An 18,711-nucleotide genomic window follows, 5' to 3' on the forward strand; every position below is an offset into this window, starting at 1 on the left:
AACTCTGCATATTCTGCATATAGTCAGATAAATAAATTATTAAGAGCACTTGATGGATGCCTTGGCGTTAAGAGGCGATGAAGGACGTGGCAGGCTGCGATAAGCTGTGGGGAATTGTCAACAAATTTTGATCCGCAGATTTCCGAATGGGGAAACCCAACTAGCTTAGCTAGTTATTACGTACTAAGTATGTAAGGCAAACTTGGTGAACTGAAATATCTAAGTAGCCAAAGGAAAAGAAATCAACCGAGATTCTGTTAGTAGTGACGAGCGAAAGCGGAAAAGGCTAGTGATTTAAGAATAAGAATTAGAATACTCTGGAAATAGTAACCATAGAAGGTGATAGTCCTGTATAAGTAGAAAGTTTTTAAATCCTTGAGTAGAGCGGGGCACGTGAAATCCTGTTTGAATATGGGGGGACCATCCTCCAAGCCTAAATACTCCTTAACGACCGATAGTGGATAAGTACCGTGAGGGAAAGGTGAAAAGAACCCCGGGAGGGGAGTGAAATAGAATCTGAAATCAAGTGCTTACAACAGTTGGAGCTCTATATCAATTTATTGATATTTAGAGTGACAGCGTACCTTTTGCATAATGGGTCAGCGAGTTAATCTATGAAGCAAGCTTAAGCCGTTAGGTGTAGGCGTAGCGAAAGCAAGTCTGAATAGGGCGTTTTAGTTTTATGGATTAGACCCGAAACCAAGTGATCTAGTCATGACCAGATTGAAGGTGTGGTAAAACACACTGGAGGATCGAACCAGTTAATGTTGCAACATTATTGGACGAGTTGTGATTAGGGGTGAAAGGCCAATCAAACTTGGAAATAGCTGGTTCTCCGCGAAATCTATTTAGGTAGAGCGTTGTATGTATGTTGTTGGGGGTAGAGCACTGGATAGACTAGGGGGATTCACCGTCTTACCAAATCTAACTAAACTCCGAATACCAACAATTAATTATACAGCAGGCACACTACGGGTGCTAAGTCCGTGGTGGAAAGGGAAACAACCCAGATCACTATCTAAGGTCCCAAAATTACAGCTAAGTGGGGAAGGAAGTAGAAAAACCATTACAGCTAGGAGGTTGGCTTGGAAGCAGCCATCCTTTAAAGAAAGCGTAACAGCTCACTTGTCTAAATAAGTTTTTCTGCGCCGAAAATGTACCGGGGCTAAAGCTGTATACCGAAGATGTGAGTGCTTATTGATTTCGATCAATAGGTGCGGTAGCGGAGCGTTCCGTAAGTCTGTGAAGGTGGTTTGTGAAAACTGCTGGAGATATCGGAAGTGAGAATGCTGACATAAGTAGCGTAAAAGGGTGTGAAAAACACTCTCACCGAAAATCTAAGGGTTCCTACGTTAAGTTAATCTGCGTAGGGTTAGTCGGTTCCTAAGGCGAGTCCGTAAAGGAGTAGTCGATGGCAATTAGGTTAATATTCCTAAACCTCTTAAGTGTGACGGGTTTCGTATTTGTATAGATCTTATTGGATTGATCTATGCTTAAAAGAAGCTCCAGGAAATAGCACTTATATTTATGAGGCCGTACCGCAAACCGACACTGGTGGATGAGTAGAGTATACTAAGGTGTTGAAAGAATGATGTTGAAGGAACTCGGCAAATTATACCTGTAACTTCGGAAGAAAGGTAACCTGCTTTTAGGCAACTATAAGTAGGTGGCACAAAATAGGGAGTAGCGACTGTTTACTAAAAACACAGGACTCTGCAAACACGTAAGTGGAAGTATAGGGTCTGACGCCTGCCCGGTGCTGGAAGGTTAATAGGAGGGGTGCAAGCTCTAAATTGAAGCCCCAGTAAACGGCGGCCGTAACACTGACGGTCCTAAGGTAGCGAAATTCCTTGTCGGGTAAGTTCCGACCCGCACGAATGGCGTAACGATTTCTCCACTGTCTCCAACATCACTTCAGCGAAATTGAATTCCCCGTGCAGATGCGGGGTACCCGCGGTTAGACGAAGAGACCCCGTGCACCTTTACTATAGCTTTACATTGCTATTAAAAGTGTGATGTGCAGGATAGGTGGGAGACTTTGAAGTTATGGCGCTAGCTATAATGGAGTCAACCTTGAGATACCACCCTTTACATTTTTGATATCTAACTATGTTTCATTATCTGGAACTAGGACATTGTATGGTGGGTAGTTTGACTGGGGCGGTCGCCTCCTAAAAAGTAACGGAGGCGTGCGAAGGTAAGCTAGAGCTGGTCGGAAATCAGCTTGATAGTATAATGGCATAAGCTTGCCTGACTGCGAGGCTGACAAGCCAAGCAGAGACGAAAGTCGGTCATAGTGATCCGGTGATTCTGTATGGAAGGGTCATCGCTCAACGGATAAAAGGTACGCCGGGGATAACAGGCTGATGGTGTTCGAGCGTTCATAGCGACGACACCGTTTGGCACCTCGATGTCGACTCATCACATCCTGGGGCTGAAGAAGGTCCCAAGGGTTCGGCTGTTCGCCGATTAAAGTGATACGTGAGTTGGGTTTAGAACGTCGTGAGACAGTTCGGTTTCTATCTGCCGTGGGTGAAGGAAATTTGAGAAGGTCTGACTCTAGTACGAGAGGACCGAGATGGATATACTTCTGGTGTACCAGCTGTTATGCCAATAGCATCGCTGGGTGGCTATGTATAGATGGGATAATTGCTGAAAGCATATAAGCAAGAAACCCTCTTCAAAAAGATTTCCCAATTAAGGCCGTGGAAGACTACCACGTTGATAGGCTAGGTGTGGAAGCATGGTAACATGTGAAGCTAACTAGTACTAATAGCCTGATTGATTTATTTGCTTTCTAGATGTGTGTATGCAGTGTTAAATATTAAGTTTAAATTGTTAAGTTAGAAATTTTTATTGACTTGGTGGCTATAGCAAAAATGAACCACTCGATCTCATCTCGAACTCGGAAGTGAAACTTTTTAGCGCTGATGGTACTTGAAAAGGGAGAGTAGGTCGCTGCCAAGTTTATAAAAATTTCTTTTTATCGCCTTTTAATAATTCTTTTATTACGAGAAGTCGCTTCTATATTCAAATCTAATAATTGTGGTCTAGGCTTATTCTTATTCTGCTCTAAGTATTGACTTTGCTCAAATGCTAATTCCCATTGTGTACGATAACTAGATTCTTTATATTCATAAAAATCTTCTTTAATATTATTTGTATTTATATTGAGATTTTTATCTTGTTCTTTTCTACTCTCTACCATTAAACACCCACACCCGTTAATTTATTTTAAAAATTTTACTTATGTTATCATAAAAAATATAGTTGTAAATACCTTAATTGAGATTTTTTTTATTTTATCTTTTTTAAGCAAATAGTTAGATCTTTTTGTAAGTTTTTATAATTTGCTTGCATAATGTTTCTATGAGTTAGTATTATGTAGTAGTGCCCTATATTGCTTATATTTAAAATGCTAATTTTAGCAAGCATTCGTAATTGCCTTTTTATTTTATTTCTTTTTGCTGCTTTTCCGGCTTTTTTACTGATAGCCAGACCTACTCTAATAGTATGAGTGTACTTTTCAGGTTCTCTTTCTTTTATAGCGTACAGTGATATATAAAGCCCACGATAAAAAAGATTGCTGAGTGCTAACTTATTTTTGAAAGCAAAGGAAAAATCTTTTTTTTTATACTTACTATGCGCATAATTTGTTACACCCTAATGAACGGCGCCTATTAAGGATTTTTCTTCCAGCTCTTGTTGCCATACGTGAACGAAATCCATGTCTGCGCTTTCTTATCAAATTTTTTGGTTGAAATGTTCTCTTCATTGTTTTTATATTAATATAATTATTTATTTTAAATTGTTTTACTTTATTGTCAAATGATGGTGAACTTGTATGACATTTTCATAGAATAAAATTTGATGCATGGGAAAATGAATTCGGTGATAGTCATACCTGTCCTACTAATCCTTTTATTTTGTTTTAGTAGGTTTCAAGAAGTAAATAAGGTTAAATCTTATCTATATCTTAGTTGTGTGTGGATGCTAACTTGGTTGTTAGTACTCTATAATAATTGTTTTGTAACTTTTATTTCTATAGCGTTACTTTTTTTCATGCTTGCTTTTATCTTTAAAAATAAAAGAAATAAGATAATAAAACTTTCGTTATTTGTGGCTTTGGCCATATCATTTTTTATCACTTTATTTATAATGCTATCTATTTTTATTCAATCCATTAATTTTTTTAATAAAGTAGCTATTTCAGAATTCTTGTTTTGCTTGAAATGGGGCCACAATGTAGTCACTGTCAATGTAGAAAAGATAGGATGTTTTGGTATAGCGCCGCTTTTAGTAGGTACATTACTTATAACTATTATAGCAATGTTAGTTGTCGTTCCGCTTGGTTTATTTTCTGCAATATATATTAGTGAATATGCGAGTGAGAAAGTGCGTTATATTGTTAATACAACTTTGCAAGTTTTATCTGCTATTCCTACGGTTGTATATGGATATTTTGCGGTTGTGTTCTTGTCTTTCTTTATAAAGCAGGTAGCAAATTTTTTTGGTTTAAGTATACACTCAGAAAATGCCTTAGTTGCCGGTTTATCGATTGGGATAATGATTCTTCCTTTTATTATTTCTTTACTCGAAGATGCCATAAGATCTGTTCCAAAAAGCTTGCGTTATGGCTTCATGGCACTTGGCGCAACTCCAGCGGAAACTATATGGCATATAACAATACCTTATGCAATGCCTACAATTTTAAGTGCAATTTTATTGTCAATTTCAAGAGTGATAGGTGAAACAATGATTGTGCTAATGGCTGTGGGAATCAACGCAAATTTGACTTTTAACCCTCTTAATTCAGTTACTACCATTACCGTGCAGATCGCTACATTACTTACCGGAGATCAGGATTTCAATAGTGTACAAACTCTTGCTGCTTATGCGCTTAGTTTAGTATTGTTTATTATTACTTGGCTATTAAATGCATTTGCATTGTTTGTAATGAAGCGTAACTAGTAAGCGTTTTAATGTTGCAAAATTTCTATTACTAATATAAGATTTATTTTCTTTAGAAGTTCTTTTATGGAATTATAGTGTTGGGTGATAAAAATAAAGAGATGAATATAGGTAGAGCGATTAAGGTAACTCAAGCAGTTGTTGATATAAAATTTGAAGGTGAATTGCCTAAAATATTTAATGCTTTAAAAAGCAAACTAAAATATAAGGATAAGGAGCTGGTTTTAGAAGTTTCGCAGCATATAGGTGACAATATAGTTCGTTGTATTGCTATGGATAGCACAGATGGCATGTCAAGGGGGGATGAATTTGTTGATACAGGCGCACCAATATCAGTTCCGGTTGGGCGTTCAACTTTAGGAAGGATTTTTAATGTTGTGGGAGAGCTTATAGATGAGTGTGGTCCGCTGAAAGGAAAGTATGATTTAGAACCTATACATAGAGCACCTCCAAGTTTTACTGAACAGAGAATACAGGAAGAAGTTTTAGTTACGGGAATAAAAGTTATAGATCTTCTTGCACCTTATCTTAAAGGAGGAAAAATTGGCTTATTTGGTGGAGCCGGTGTTGGTAAAACAGTCCTGATAATGGAATTAATTAATAATATAGCAAAAGCTCATAAAGGATTTTCTGTGTTTGCCGGGGTAGGGGAGAGAACGCGTGAAGGTAACGATCTTTATCACGAGATGATCACTTCAAATGTAATAAATATAAATGAGCATGAAAAATCTCAAGCTGTTTTGGTTTATGGTCAGATGAATGAGCCTCCTGGAGCAAGGGCTAGAGTTGCTTTAACAGCACTTACTATGGCAGAGTATTTTCGTGACCGTGAAAACCAAGATGTTCTATTTTTTGTGGATAATATCTTCCGTTTTACACAAGCTGGTTCTGAAATTTCTGCTTTACTTGGAAGAATACCGTCAGCTGTTGGTTATCAGCCAACCCTTGCAACTGATATGGGTGCAATGCAAGAAAGAATAGCTTCAACAACTTCTGGCTCTATTACTTCTGTGCAAGCTATATATGTTCCAGCGGACGATTTAACTGATCCAGCCCCAGCAACTACATTCTCTCATCTTGATGCCACCACAGTGTTGTCAAGGCAAATAGCTGAAATGGGAATATACCCTGCTGTTGATCCACTTGATTCAACTTCTCAGTCTTTATCTGCTGAAATCATTGGTGAAGAACATTATAAGGTAGCTTCTGAGGTGAAACGTATATTGCAAACTTATAAATCACTGCAAGATATTATCGCAATACTTGGTATGGATGAGCTATCTGATGAAGATAAAATTATTGTTGATAGGGCTCGTAAGATTCAGAAATTTCTTTCTCAACCTTTTCACGTTGCAGAAATATTTACTGGTATGCCTGGTAAATTTGTTTCACTTTTTGATACTGTTTCCAGTTTTAAAGAGATTGTTGAAGGTAAATATGATCACTTACCAGAGGCTGCTTTTTATATGGTGGGGAATATAGATGAAGCAATAAAAAAGGCTGAATTAATACAAGCTAAAGCTAAATAAAAGTTAAAGATTATGAATACTTTTAAAGTGCAATTTTTCTCTCCTGATGATCAAATTTCATTCAGTGGAGTGGTTTCTCTTTCAGTAACTGGGCTCGAAGGGGAGCTTATGATTTTAGCTCACCATGCTCCTTACTTAATTTATTTATTGCCTGGTATGATTACTGTTAAAATGAGTAACCAAACAGAAAAGAAGGTTGTAATTGATAGTGGCGTATTAGAAGTTGCAAATAATAATTGTAGCATTATAACAAGTCAAATTCAGGTTTTTGATCGTGCAATTCATGATGAGAAATCGTTTAAAAATAAGAGAATTAGTATATATTTAAGTTATCTTGATGAGAAATTTCTTTCTTAGTTATTTTAGGCAAAAAGTCGGTTATCACTTTCTTGTCATCCAAGTAGCCCAACTTTTGTCATCCAAGTGCTTTTTTTTCTGTCATTCAGTATTCTCTTCCCTGTCATTCCAGTATTCATCTTTGTCATCCCAGTGCGTGACACTGGGATCTAGGTGTAAAAATATTTGTAAATTATGCAATGGGTAATAGATTCTAGGAGCATATAATGTTCATAATAAAAAAAGATGGATCCCAGTGTCAGCTACTTGGATGACAAAGGAGGGCGTTTGGATGACAAGATTTTGCAAGGGTATTTTTTTTATGGGAGATTAATATGGAAATTTTTCTTGATAGCGTTGATTTAAATGAAATTAAAGAACTAAAGGAGTTCATTGACGGCATAACAACTAATCCTTCTTTAATAGCAAAGTCCGGGCGTAAAGATAAATACGAGGATTTAGTGCGTGAAATATGCTCTATTATCAAGGGGCCTGTTAGTGTTGAAGTTGTTGCAAATAATCATGCAGATATGGTTAAAGAAGGCCTTAAGTTAGCGAAAATCGCTGATAATGTTGTGGTAAAATTGCCCCTTACATATGAAGGATTAATTTCTTGTAAAAAGTTGTGGACAGAGCATAAAATACCTGTTAACATCACATTATGTTTTTCTCCTGGACAAGCACTGCTTGCCGCTAAGGCCGGTGCTTGTTTTATTTCTCCCTTTGTTGGTCGCCTTGATGATATAAGCTATGATGGCTTATCGCTAATAGAAGATATATGTACTATATATTCTAATTACGGTTTTGATACTAAAGTTCTTGTTGCATCAGTGAGAAGCCCAGCACATTTAATAGAAGCTGCAAGGCTTGGTGCTGATTCAATTACTGTGCCAGCAAAAGTACTTAGACAATTAATTAATCACCCACTTACTGACCAAGGGCTAGCAATATTTGAAAAAGACTGGGGTGCAAAATAATAAACGGTCACTACTCTGAATCGGTTGACAAATTGGACGCTTGATAAGCGTAATTTGGAGCTTCTTGTGTAATGACTATATCATGAGCATGACTCTCTCTTAATCCTGATGCAGTAATAGTAACAAATTTACAATTTTTTTTCATCTCTTCTATATTCCTATTACCAGTATACCCCATTGCAGCTTGCAATCCGCCAATCAACTGATGGATTACTCCTGAAGCTGGACCTTTGAATGGAACTCTTCCTTCCACTCCTTGTGGAACTAATTTTAGTTTTGAATCTTTATCTTGAAAATAACGGCTAGCTGAACCTCGTTTCATTGCACTAATAGATCCCATTCCTCGATAGCCTTTATATGCTCTGCCCTTATACATGATAATCTCACCTGGGCTTTCGTCAGTGCCAGCAAAAATCGAACCAATCATCACAGAGTCAGCACCAGCTGCAATAGCTTTTGCAACATCTCCTGAGTATTTTACCCCACCATCAGCAATTAGTCTGACGTTTCTTGCTCTACACGCCTCTGCAACATTCTTGATTGCAGAGAATTGTGGCACACCAACACCTGTAACTATTCTGGTTGTACAGATTGATCCTGGTCCTATTCCGACCTTCACTGCATCAACACCCGCATCAATCAACGCTTCAGCAGCCTCCTTTGTTGCAATGTTTCCGCCAATTAATTGCGTATTAGGATACATCTTTTTTATTTTCCTAATGGTATTGATAACGTTTTCGGAATGACCGTGAGCAGTATCCACAACAACTACATCAACTTCTTCTCCAATCAAAGCTTCACATCTTTCTATACCATCTTTTTTACCAGTGCCAATTGCAGCGGCAACTCTGAGCCGCCCTTTACTGTCTTTACATGAATTTGGGTATCTATTGTATTTTTCAATGTCTTTAACCGTAATTAAACCTATACAACAAGAATTTTCATCTACGACCAAAAGCTTTTCTATTCTATTTTCATGCAACAATTTCATTGCTGAGGCACTATTCACTCCCTGCTCCCGCACTGTCACTAACTTATCTTTTGTCATCACTTCGGAAACTTTTACATTCATGTTCTGGTCTTCAATAAACCTTACATCTCGGTTAGTTAAAATTCCAACTAACTTGCGTTGATCGACTACAGGAATGCCAGAATAATTGTGCTCTCTCATTAATGAAATTGCTTCCGCAACTGTTTTATCCGGTGAAATCGTAATTGGGTTATACACGATCCAACTTTCATATTTTTTCACCCTTCTTACTTCTAAAACTTGTTCATCTATTGATAAATTCTTATGTATGCAACCTATCCCTCCATGTTGGGCAATAGCTATTGCAAAGCCCGATTCAGTAACAGTATCCATTGCAGAGGATATGAGAGGGATATTTAGTTCTATATTATTTGTTAAATAAGTTTTTGTATCTGCATCGCAAGGCAATATATTAGAATAGGCTGGCAAAAGAAGTATATCGTCAAACGAATAACAAGCTTCCATTTTTTTCATAGGCTTTATTTAAAGCTTATATGCCAATTAATTAAATTGCAATAGGGCTTTTGCAAAATGAGCATTCTACATTATTTGCCAGCAAACAAAACTGCTCAATAGTTAAGTTTTCTGGACGTTCGTTTCCACTCAATTTAGCGTTTTCAAGGACAGTTTCAGCGTGGTTCGTTATATTTTGCAAGCTATTTCTCAGCATCTTTCTTCTTTGAGCAAAAACGGCACGTGTTAATCTTGTTAAGGTTTCCAAATTTACTGCAAACTTTGGGGTAGGCAAAAGATTTACTGTAATTACTGAAGAATGTATTTTTGGTCTTGGAAAAAACTCTTTAGGTTCAATATCAAATTCCTTTTTTATATCACATAGTAACTGGCTTAGCACTGATAAGGAACCATAATCTTTAGAATTGGGTCTTGCCGTAATGCGATCTGCTACCTCTTTTTGAAACATTAATGTCAAGTTCGTAAAAAATTTTATATTATTTAACCACTTTAAAAATAACACTGCCGAGATATTGTAAGGCAAGTTAGCAATAACTTTGACTGGGCGCTCTATCAGCTCTTCTTCTATAACATGCAGTGCACCCGCTTCTATAATTCTATACTTTCCTTGATGCTCATTTAGCAGTTGGTCATGGTGTTTTACTAAATCTCTATCTTTTTCTATAGAAAGTAGAGACTTTGGATTATGCACCAATATTTCTCTTGTTAATGCACCATATCCAGGACCAATTTCAATGACATTAAAATTCTCTAGACTACCGGCTAAAGCGACGATTTTTTTTGTTATCTCACTCGATAAAATAAAATTTTGCCCTAGACTCTTTTTTGGCTTCAGTAAAAATTTTCTCATATTATTTTCATTATACAGTATTTTAAAAATCAGTTGACTAAAATCCATTGATAATTGTATATTATTAATGTGTTTAACGCCGGCTTAGCTCAATTGGTAGAGCAACTGACTTGTAATCAGTAGGTTGTCAGTTCAAGTCCGACAGCCGGCACTCTCGCCCATATAAGTAAAGTTGATGTCCTTTTTAATAGTAGCAAATTGGAAAATGAATGGAATGCGTTCTTCATTTGTTGACTTTATAGGCAAACTTAACAACAAGAGCAACGAAATTACCTCTAAATTAGTAATTTGCCCTCCTTTTACATCATTTCCAAGCAGTATAGAGTTGAACAATAATATTAATATAGGAGCACAGAATTGCCATCATAAAAAATTCGGTTCTTACACAGGTGAAATTAGTGCAGAAATGTTAAAAGAACTAGGGTGTACTTACGTAATACTTGGGCATTCTGAAAGGGCCAATGAAAAAGATAGTGAAATAAAACTTAAGTCGGAAATAGCAATAGAATCAGGCTTACACCCAATTATCTGTGTAGGTGAAAATTCAGAAGATTATAAGAATGAAAAAACAAAAGAAGTAATAGAATATCAATGCAAAAACCGTTTGCCAACACACGGTGAATATACCGTAGCATATGAGCCAATATGGGCAATAGGCACAGGTCATGTGCCAAATAATGATGCAATTGCTGAGGTGATAGAGGTAATAAAATTGTGTACTGGTAAAAAACACATTACATATGGTGGTTCAGTCAGTTCAGAAAATATAGAAAATTTGTTAAATATTTCAAATTTATCAGGAGTTTTAATTGGCAGTGCAAGCTTAGATTTCGATCACTTTTATAAAATCATACAACAAGTTGAAAAAAAGTTTTCTCTTATCAATTCTAAAAGTAGATAAAAGGGAATTACTCACTATAGGAATAGGGCTATCACGGGCGTCTCAGCAGATTCCGCTAACGCGTACTCCCTCGTCATAACGTCACGGTATCCGCTAACACGTAGCGAGATGAAGGTTGTCAGAGTGACACTGGTTCCCATACAAAGGTGATGTCATCTAAGTAGCTGACACTGATTTCCATCCAAGACGGTGTCATCCCAGTGCCCAGACTACTTGGATCTAGAAGACTTAATTTCAACCAAGTGGCTGCATAATAAAGGCTGGATTCCAGCGTCACGCGCTGGAATGACATCTTTCTTGGTGGATTCAAATCACAATGTTCGTACGGTTGTGGGCTTATAGCTAAAGTAATCTAGAAAATTAACGATATTTTATTCCCCGGTGAACGCTCTATTTTGTTTTCCAACTCTAGTTCTAAAAGAGCCATTAGAGCTATGTTGGCAGAAAGTCCGCTTGCTAATATAAGTTCATCTATATCAACAGGTACAGAGTTAATATGATCAACTATAACAGATTTTGCCTGTTGTAATTTTTCTTGTTTTTGGTTAACAGCTTAGTGCTCAACATTAAATAGGTTTTTTTGCTGCAGAGGTAAACTAAACCTAATACTCTCTATTATGTCATCAGCGGACTCGATAAGCTTAGCACCGTTTTTAATTAAATAATTACTACCACTACAGCGTGAATCTAAAGGGAAACCAGAAACTGCAAATACCTCTCTCCCTTGATTTAAAGCAAAATCTGCTGTTATTAGAGAGCCAGAATGTTTCGATGCTTCAATCACTACAACACCCAGCGATAGACCAGATATAATTCGATTCCTTTGAGGAAAATACTGAGGCTTTGGTTTAGTAGCAAATGGAAGCTCAGTAATTACTAAACCACCGTTCCCAGTGATTTTTTTGTATAGATCAAAATTCTCTTTTGGATACACCACATCAATTCCGCTTGCTGTAACAGCAATAGTGGGATGATTTTTGTATATTACACTGTTTGCTGCGGTATCGATTCCTTTTGCAAGTCCAGAAACGATAACAAAACCAGCTTCGCTTAAATCAAGTGCTAGTTTACTGGCAAAATTTCTTCCATTCATCGAAGAGTTGCGCCCACCGATTATTGCAATTATCTCACGGCTTAATAATGATATATTACCAAACGCAGTTATTATAGGAGGACAACTAGAGATATTTCTTAAAAGATCAGGGTAATCTGGGTCACATGCGGGTATAATTTTAGCTCCAATTCTTTCTGCATTATTGATTTCTTCTCGTGCATCTTGAATGCCATACACCTTATTATTAGCCACCCTATTGAGATATTTTAGCACCTCATCTAGCGATCCATGTGTTCTTAGTATACTAAAAAACTTTATTGGTCCTATAGTGCTAGCCAAGCTTAACCATACTTCTAATTCTTTGTTGTTCAATTTATTTATCTTCATAAAAGGCTTGAATTTCTTATCAATTTAGTGTACCCAAGATAATACAAATATACAGTGTTTTATGACGCATTTTGTTACAGATAAATGCATAAAATGTAAATATACGGACTGTGTGGAAGTATGTCCCGTTGACTGCTTCTATGAAGGTAAAAACATGCTCGTGATTAACCCAGATGAATGTATTGATTGCGGAGTGTGCATACCTGAGTGTCCAGTAGATGCAATTGTAACTGATGATTCCATAAAAGATATTTTAGAACTAGATGAAGAGTTGCTGAGCAGCGAACAAAAAACTTTCAAGTTATTTTACGATATAAATGTAGAATACTCACAAAAATGGCCAAATATCACAGCTAAAAAGCAACCTCTCTATACTGCAGAAGAGTATAAGGAAAAAAAGGATAAAACAACTTATTTTGATGAAAATTTAGAATAATGCTACTGAAGGAAAAGAAACTTTTTGTATTTCAGGGTTGTTGTTTTTGGTTGCTGAAAGTGGCTGTATTATTTAAGTTATTAATAATACTTACTGCTAAATTACAACTTCTTTATCACTACCGTGTTCTGTGTTGTTGTATTATTCTTAACATTTATATATGTATACATACACGTACCAATATTTGAGAGGAAGAAATGAAAAAATTGCTCACCTTAATAGCTATGTTACCTGCTATTTCTTTGTCAGGGGCGTGTTTTGGAGTTGATTCTATTGAAGAAGATAAAATCTTTATACTGTGACAACACATGGCAGCACCAGATTTTTAAGCTTTGCTTATGCTCTTGGCTATCACTATACAAACAGCACCCAAGTTTCAATTGGGCCTATATTTTCATTTTCAAGTCTAGCAGCAGGAGAAACGAGAATAGGAATTTTGTCGGGTTTACGCTACCATTATGATATTAAAGATATAGGTATTGCTCCATACATCAATGCTAATCTTAGAATATTATCTTCAGGCTTTTCTGATTATAATCTTGCATACCGGATAAGTTCTGGTGTTGACTTTCCAATTTCTCCAAAAGCAAGTCTTTCTGTTGGCTATTACTTAGAGAGAGGTCTGTTAAGTCGTGGTTACCTTCATGGGCCGGAAGTGGGAGTAAATTTTAACTTTTAAGGATTTAACATGTATGAAAACCTGTACGCAGTCTAAAAGACATGGTAGAGTAGGTATAATTTATATAGAAAATATGTGCGTAAGTCCATATTATAACTTAAAATGCAGACGTTAGCATAAAAATTATATAGAATGCTCATGATTCCAACTATAGCAATTTTAAGTGGTGGATTTTCTTGCGAGAGAGAAGTGTCGCTTATGAGCGGAAAAGCAGTAAAGAAGGCACTTGATAGCCTTTCATATAATGCAATAGAAATAGATGTTGACAGCAACATTGCTGAAAAGCTTAAAAAAATTAATCCGGGCCTTACTTTTATCGCTCTGCATGGACCTTATGGTGAAGATGGTTGCATTCAAGGTTTATTGGAAATCTTAGGTATAAAATATACACACTCAGGAGTTATGGCTTCTGCTGTTGCTATGAATAAAGTGATGTCAAAGCATATATTTCGATCCCTTAGTATCGACACTCCAAAAGGTTATGTAATTAGCCAAGAAGATCTACTAAAAAATAATATTAAAATCGATTATCCGTACGTCTTAAAACCAATTAACGAAGGTTCTAGCATCGGAGTGCATATTGTTTCCTCATATGAAGACCATTTAAAATTTAAAAATGACGCTATCATACTTGATGTCATTCAAGTAGCTGACACTGGAATCCAGAAAAAAGAACCAGTGTCAGCTACCTCTATGACAAGAGACTTGATGATCATAGAAGAATATGTCCCAGGAATAGAGTTACATACTGCTGTATTGCTAGATGAAGCAATTGGCACTATGGAAATACGACCAAAAAATAAATTCTATGATTATGAAGCAAAGTATACAGGTAGATTTGCAGAACATATATTTCCTGCTGAAATTCCTGACAATATATATAAAATGACCTTGGAACACGCACTGAAAATTCATCAATTTTTAGGCTGTAAAACTATTTCCCGCTCAGATTTCCGTTATAATCCCAAAAATAGCACTTTAAAAATGCTTGAGATTAATACACATCCTGGCTTTACTGAGTTATCGTTAGTGCCAGAAATTGCAAAATTGGCAAAAGGAATCAATTTTAATGAATTAGTTAAAATTATTATTGAAGATAGTTTGCAGCACAAAAATATTAGGGATTTAAGTCATGTTGAGCAGTATTACTAGAAGCCAAAGGAGTTTTTTGCGTAAGTGTGCCTTGGTTATTATCACAGCACTTTTTCTTACGCTAATTCTCTACAGCTCACTTGATAAAATAATAAATCGATTTAATTACTACTTTACTTGGTATAATGACTGCCTATCTAGTTTATTACTCAGTAGTGGATTTTCAATCGACGAAGTAGTCGTGAGCGGCAATAAATTTACAAACAAAAAGGATATTCTAAGTTTGACAGATAGAACGCAACCTATCCTGTATATATCACTTTCAAAACTTGCCGGTAACATACAATCCGTAAGCAGATGGATAAAATACGTAAGAGTTCACAGAATTTTGCCCAATACCCTACATATTAATATAGATGAGCATAAACCGTTTGCTCTCTGGAAAGATAATAACAAAACCTCGGTAATTGATTTCGAAGGCAAAGTGATCGTAGATGACTATCCAGTAGATGATCTTGTTGTAATTACAGGACAAAACTCGTTATCAAACCTAGAATTTGTTAGAGATGTGTTAGAGAGTAAAACTCAATTAAGTGACCACATTTCTTCTTTTGCTTATATAGGGAATAGAAGATGGAATATCATACTTGATAACGATTCCACAGTGAAACTGCCTGAAGATAACCCTTCTAGTGCATGGGACTATTTAAACCACTTACACAATAAAACTGATTTTACTTTCAGCGATTGGAGTATTATTGATATGCGTATTACTGATAAAATTTTTGTGAAGAGGTGATCTGCTGTCATCCAAGTAGCGGGATGACGAGCTTATCGTCATGCTGCCGCGAACCATCATACCGCCGCGGTATCTCTTAGCCGCTAACAAGCAGCGGGGTGACGGTTGTCGTTTAGCTGCAAACATTAAGAAACTTACCAAATGGAAAAAAAGGCAAAAGAAGCCCCGGTTAATATCTATTTTAAAACATTGGCGTTTTTTTTATGTTTTAAACACTTAATAACCGCGACTCAGCTTATGTAGGTAAAAACCTAGAAATTTTATAAAGACATACGATGCACATAGTGCAAAAAATTAAACAATAGTACGCCAAATACGAGTTTTCTTGTCATTTTAATCTGTTGCAGAGATTGCGAGGTTAAATAAAATAGCTTCAATTTTATGACGTTCGGTACAATGTTGCAAATTAAAAATTTCTCCATCCTACGCTGGTTCTTCGATCCGAAATGCTACTTCTACCTGATCACGACCAATGTTAATTTGTTCTATTAATGCTTTAATAATACCACGTTTAGTTCGCCAATCTAGCTGTTCCAAGTTCGATTTTACACTAGAATAAAGACTCTTTATTCTATTTATAATAAGATTCATTCCCTTTTCTACTGCCTTTTGGTCAACTACCTTTTTTTTCTCTTCTTCTATCCCTTTTAAGCGTTCCTTCATTAGACTTCTTGCATAACTAAAGAAAAGGAGTACTATAAGGAAGGTAATATATTAGTGAAGGTATGAAATTTGAACAAATAAACAAGCTTGATGAAGAGGAATTTCGTAGGTTAACAGGAGTAAAAAAAAACATTTAAAAAAGTAATTCAAATTTTAATAGAGGAAGAGACTAAGAAAAAGGCAAAAGGTGGAAAGCCAAATAAGCAGTGCATGAAGGATCGTCTTTTAATGGCCTTGGCATCATTCTACCTTATCTAAAGCCATTTTATACCTTTTTATCCCTTCTGGGGAAACCTTTTTTCAGTTAGCTATAGATTACTTGTCTACCTTATTTGCCGTTCTCCTGAACGAATATACAGCAGCTATAAAAACTGTTTAATAGCCACCCAAAACCCTTATTTCCCACTCAAGTTCAACATTAAATTTATCCTTCACTGCATCTTTTACTCTGTTGCCAAGGTTTTCCAAGTCAGATGCAGTTGCATTATCGTAATTGAGCAAGAAGTTACAATGTTTCTTAGAGATTCTAGCTCCACCAATATTTAACCCTAGGCAGCCAGATTTATCAATTAACTCCCATGCTTGGTAGTTTTTTGGATTTTTGAATATGCACCCAGCAGTTTTTCCTCTTATTGGCTGGCTTTTATTTTTTTTCTCAACAATTTCTTTTAACCTTTGCAATATAAGCTCATGCTCTGAGTTTACTCCTTTAAACTCAGCTTCAACAAAAATCCAATTTCCTTTTAAGCTATGTCCACGATAAAAATATCCCATTTCTTTGCTGGAGAACTCATATAGGTTTCCATCCTCTAGGTTCACTGCTTTTATGGATTGTACAACGCTTGCGATGTCACTACCATACGCACCTGCATTCATTTCTATTCCGCCACCAATTGTTCCTGGAATTCCAACTAGAAACTCGAGTCCACTAATTTGTTGCTCTCCTGCAAAGTAAGCAAGGTTCCTGAGCAGCGCAGCACCACCTGCAACAATGGAGTTGTTACCCTTACTTTTAATATATGCAAACTCCTTACCTAATTTTATTGTTATTCCTCGAATGCCACTATCTCGTACTATTATGTTGGATGTTGCACCAATAACGCTAACTGGCAGTTCAGTATTTTTAATCAAGTATGTTAAATCTTCAATATCACATGGTTTAAATAACACATCAGCTCGTCCACCGACGTTTAACCACGTCGCTTTAGACATTAAGATGTCATAACGATAGATTCCACGTACTTTAGGTAAGCTTATAAGCATTTTGATTTCAACTCTAGTCCTGCATCCATACCCATTTTCTCCGCATCTTCTATAAATGAAGTGCGCTCAGTGAAGTATATATTTTTTCCACTTGCTAACATACAACAAAGGTGTAGCATATTTTCGTTCACATATTCAGCCAAAGCTGCAAGTGGTGTAAAACATGAACCATTCACTGTCTTCATAAAACTGCGCTCTGATTTCACTCTTATAAAAGACATATTATTATTAATTTTCTCTACAAGATCGATAATTTTTACATCATTCCTTCTACATTGAATACAAATCGCTCCCTGTCCCACTGCACTTAACATAACTTTTGGTGGCAATACCTCTGTAATTAAGTGATTCTTTTCTAATCTTATGAGTCCTGCTTCAGCTAGAATTATTCCATCAAAACTTTGATTTTGCAATCTAGTTGTTACATTTCCACGTAGCGATATTATATTTAGATCTGGTCTAATATTTAACAACTGAACTTTTCTTCTTATTGAAGAAGTGGCAATAGTAGCCTGCTGTGGCAAAGACTCAAGGCTATTGTGTTTATGAGAAATAAACGCATCGCATGGACTTAGCCTTTCTAAAACACAAGGAATTGTTAAACCCCCTGAGAAAAACGCAGGCACATCCTTTAGCGAATGAACTGCCATATCTATATTATTTTCGAGCAATTCAGCCTCAATTTCTTTAATGAATAATCCTTTACCTCCTATTTCAGCAAGATTTGCGTTTGCGTACTTATCTCCAGAAGTTTTTATCTTAACAATTTCAATAGATAAGTTAGGAAAAGAGTCCAGCAACTTTTGTTTTGCTTCCAAAGCCTGGGCAACTGCAAGCTTGCTTCCTCTGGTACCTATTTTGACTAGCATATGTATGACTGTTTGAATACCAAACCTTAACCTAATTAATTATTTAAACACTTTGGTAGCGTGTATCGCATGAACTTCGGTTACCATCTCTCTGATGTCATCCGAGTAGCTGACTACTTGGATCCAGTTTAATTAATCATATGAGTCTTTGCATTTATTGTACTTTAACTTAAAACCAAAAGCAACTTTGCCTTTACAAAATAATAACCTTTTATATGCATAAATAAGCTTACTGGATTTCAATGTCAGCTACTTGAATGACATCGTTTACTATGTTCCATATTGCAATGTTCGTACAGCTGTGTGTCACGCGCTGGAATGACATGGTGGAGTGTGTAAACGCAGTCTCAACAACCATAGGGTGTCATCCAAGTAGCCGACACTGGTTTCCATCCAAAATG

General features: G+C 36.3%; 16 protein-coding genes, 1 tRNA gene, 2 rRNA genes and 2 pseudogenes. 12 read left to right on the forward strand and 9 right to left on the reverse strand.

Annotated elements, in window-relative coordinates; all coding sequences use genetic code 11:
- Positions 1-29 precede the first annotated feature (29 nt).
- Together OM966_RS04990 and rrf are read left to right on the forward strand one after the other, a co-directional pair.
- Positions 30-2,794 (forward strand): 23S ribosomal RNA (locus OM966_RS04990).
- 66 nt (positions 2,795-2,860) lie between these two features.
- Positions 2,861-2,967: ribosomal RNA gene (gene rrf, locus OM966_RS04995) — 5S ribosomal RNA — on the forward strand.
- Positions 2,968-2,983: 16 nt separating this feature from the next.
- Here rrf and OM966_RS05000 read toward each other — a convergent pair.
- From OM966_RS05000 to rpmH, 3 genes and pseudogenes are all read right to left on the reverse strand, one after another.
- Positions 2,984-3,208, reverse strand: a complete 225-nt coding sequence (locus OM966_RS05000) for a hypothetical protein (protein ID WP_264329071.1) — start codon at positions 3,206-3,208, stop codon at positions 2,984-2,986.
- A gap of 89 nt (positions 3,209-3,297) precedes the next feature.
- Positions 3,298-3,621 (reverse strand): annotated as a pseudogene (gene rnpA / locus OM966_RS05005) (ribonuclease P protein component); the annotation flags it as partial.
- 19 nt (positions 3,622-3,640) lie between these two features.
- Positions 3,641-3,775, reverse strand: coding sequence for a 50S ribosomal protein L34 (rpmH, locus tag OM966_RS05010; protein WP_006279898.1), 135 nt, complete (start codon positions 3,773-3,775; stop codon positions 3,641-3,643).
- Between the two features lie 107 nt (positions 3,776-3,882).
- On the opposite strand from rpmH, the gene pstC reads away from it, so the two are divergent.
- The 4 genes from pstC (at position 3,883) to fsa (ending at position 7,813) form a co-directional block, all read left to right on the forward strand.
- Positions 3,883-4,971, forward strand: coding sequence for a phosphate ABC transporter permease subunit PstC (gene pstC / locus OM966_RS05015; protein WP_264329072.1), 1,089 nt, complete (start codon positions 3,883-3,885; stop codon positions 4,969-4,971).
- A 101-nt stretch (positions 4,972-5,072) separates the two neighbouring features.
- Positions 5,073-6,500 (forward strand): F0F1 ATP synthase subunit beta, encoded by a 1,428-nt coding sequence (gene atpD / locus OM966_RS05020; RefSeq protein ID WP_264329381.1) that lies wholly within the window; start codon positions 5,073-5,075, stop codon positions 6,498-6,500.
- Between the two features lie 12 nt (positions 6,501-6,512).
- Positions 6,513-6,857 carry a F0F1 ATP synthase subunit epsilon gene (locus OM966_RS05025; protein WP_006279902.1) on the forward strand — a complete coding sequence of 115 codons (345 nt, stop codon included), beginning with the start codon at positions 6,513-6,515 and terminating at the stop codon, positions 6,855-6,857.
- 314 nt (positions 6,858-7,171) lie between these two features.
- Positions 7,172-7,813 (forward strand): fructose-6-phosphate aldolase, encoded by a 642-nt coding sequence (gene fsa, locus OM966_RS05035; protein ID WP_264329073.1) that lies wholly within the window; start codon positions 7,172-7,174, stop codon positions 7,811-7,813.
- 10 nt (positions 7,814-7,823) lie between these two features.
- On the opposite strand, the gene guaB is transcribed toward fsa, so the two are convergent.
- Positions 7,824-9,317 (reverse strand): IMP dehydrogenase, encoded by a 1,494-nt coding sequence (guaB, locus tag OM966_RS05040; RefSeq protein WP_264329074.1) that lies wholly within the window; start codon positions 9,315-9,317, stop codon positions 7,824-7,826.
- A 31-nt stretch (positions 9,318-9,348) separates the two neighbouring features.
- Positions 9,349-10,167, reverse strand: coding sequence for a 16S rRNA (adenine(1518)-N(6)/adenine(1519)-N(6))-dimethyltransferase RsmA (rsmA, locus tag OM966_RS05045; protein ID WP_264329383.1), 819 nt, complete (start codon positions 10,165-10,167; stop codon positions 9,349-9,351).
- Positions 10,168-10,245: 78 nt separating this feature from the next.
- Here rsmA and OM966_RS05050 point away from each other — a divergent pair.
- Positions 10,246-10,318, forward strand: a tRNA-Thr gene (locus OM966_RS05050).
- Between the two features lie 24 nt (positions 10,319-10,342).
- Entirely contained in the window at positions 10,343-11,068 is a 726-nt protein-coding gene (locus tag OM966_RS05055) for a triosephosphate isomerase (RefSeq protein WP_264329075.1), read from the forward strand.
- Positions 11,069-11,420: 352 nt separating this feature from the next.
- Here the strand turns inward: OM966_RS05055 and dprA are convergent.
- Positions 11,421-12,509 (reverse strand): annotated as a pseudogene (gene dprA / locus OM966_RS05060) (DNA-processing protein DprA).
- A gap of 61 nt (positions 12,510-12,570) precedes the next feature.
- Between dprA and OM966_RS05065 the strand changes: the two are divergent.
- The 4 genes from OM966_RS05065 to OM966_RS05080 all read left to right on the forward strand — a co-directional run bounded on the left by OM966_RS05065 (position 12,571) and on the right by OM966_RS05080 (position 15,515).
- A complete protein-coding gene (locus OM966_RS05065) occupies positions 12,571-12,945 on the forward strand; it encodes a ferredoxin family protein (protein WP_096617230.1) in 375 nt (124 codons plus the stop codon).
- Positions 12,946-13,243: 298 nt separating this feature from the next.
- The gene (locus OM966_RS05070; RefSeq protein ID WP_264329076.1) at positions 13,244-13,624 is read left to right on the forward strand and encodes a hypothetical protein; all 381 of its coding nucleotides are present in this window, start codon (positions 13,244-13,246) and stop codon (positions 13,622-13,624) included.
- Between the two features lie 132 nt (positions 13,625-13,756).
- A complete protein-coding gene (locus OM966_RS05075) occupies positions 13,757-14,776 on the forward strand; it encodes a D-alanine--D-alanine ligase (protein WP_264329077.1) in 1,020 nt (339 codons plus the stop codon).
- Entirely contained in the window at positions 14,757-15,515 is a 759-nt protein-coding gene (locus tag OM966_RS05080) for a cell division protein FtsQ/DivIB (protein WP_264329078.1), read from the forward strand. The genes OM966_RS05075 and OM966_RS05080 overlap by 20 nt, the downstream gene beginning before the upstream one ends.
- Before the next feature lie 423 nt (positions 15,516-15,938).
- Here the strand turns inward: OM966_RS05080 and OM966_RS05085 are convergent, their stop codons facing one another.
- The 3 genes from OM966_RS05085 to hemC form a co-directional block, all read right to left on the reverse strand.
- Entirely contained in the window at positions 15,939-16,178 is a 240-nt protein-coding gene (locus OM966_RS05085) for a hypothetical protein (protein ID WP_264329079.1), read from the reverse strand.
- A 375-nt stretch (positions 16,179-16,553) separates the two neighbouring features.
- Positions 16,554-17,441, reverse strand: coding sequence for a UDP-N-acetylmuramate dehydrogenase (gene murB / locus OM966_RS05090; protein ID WP_264329080.1), 888 nt, complete (start codon positions 17,439-17,441; stop codon positions 16,554-16,556).
- Complete coding sequence (gene hemC, locus OM966_RS05095) at positions 17,432-18,310, reverse strand: hydroxymethylbilane synthase (RefSeq protein ID WP_264329081.1); 879 nt, start codon at positions 18,308-18,310, stop codon at positions 17,432-17,434. Before hemC ends, murB begins: the two co-directional genes overlap by 10 nt.
- Positions 18,311-18,711: the final 401 nt, after the last annotated feature.

Source organism: Wolbachia endosymbiont (group A) of Andrena hattorfiana (genome assembly GCF_947179565.1).
In the GTDB taxonomy this organism is placed as follows: domain Bacteria; phylum Pseudomonadota; class Alphaproteobacteria; order Rickettsiales; family Anaplasmataceae; genus Wolbachia.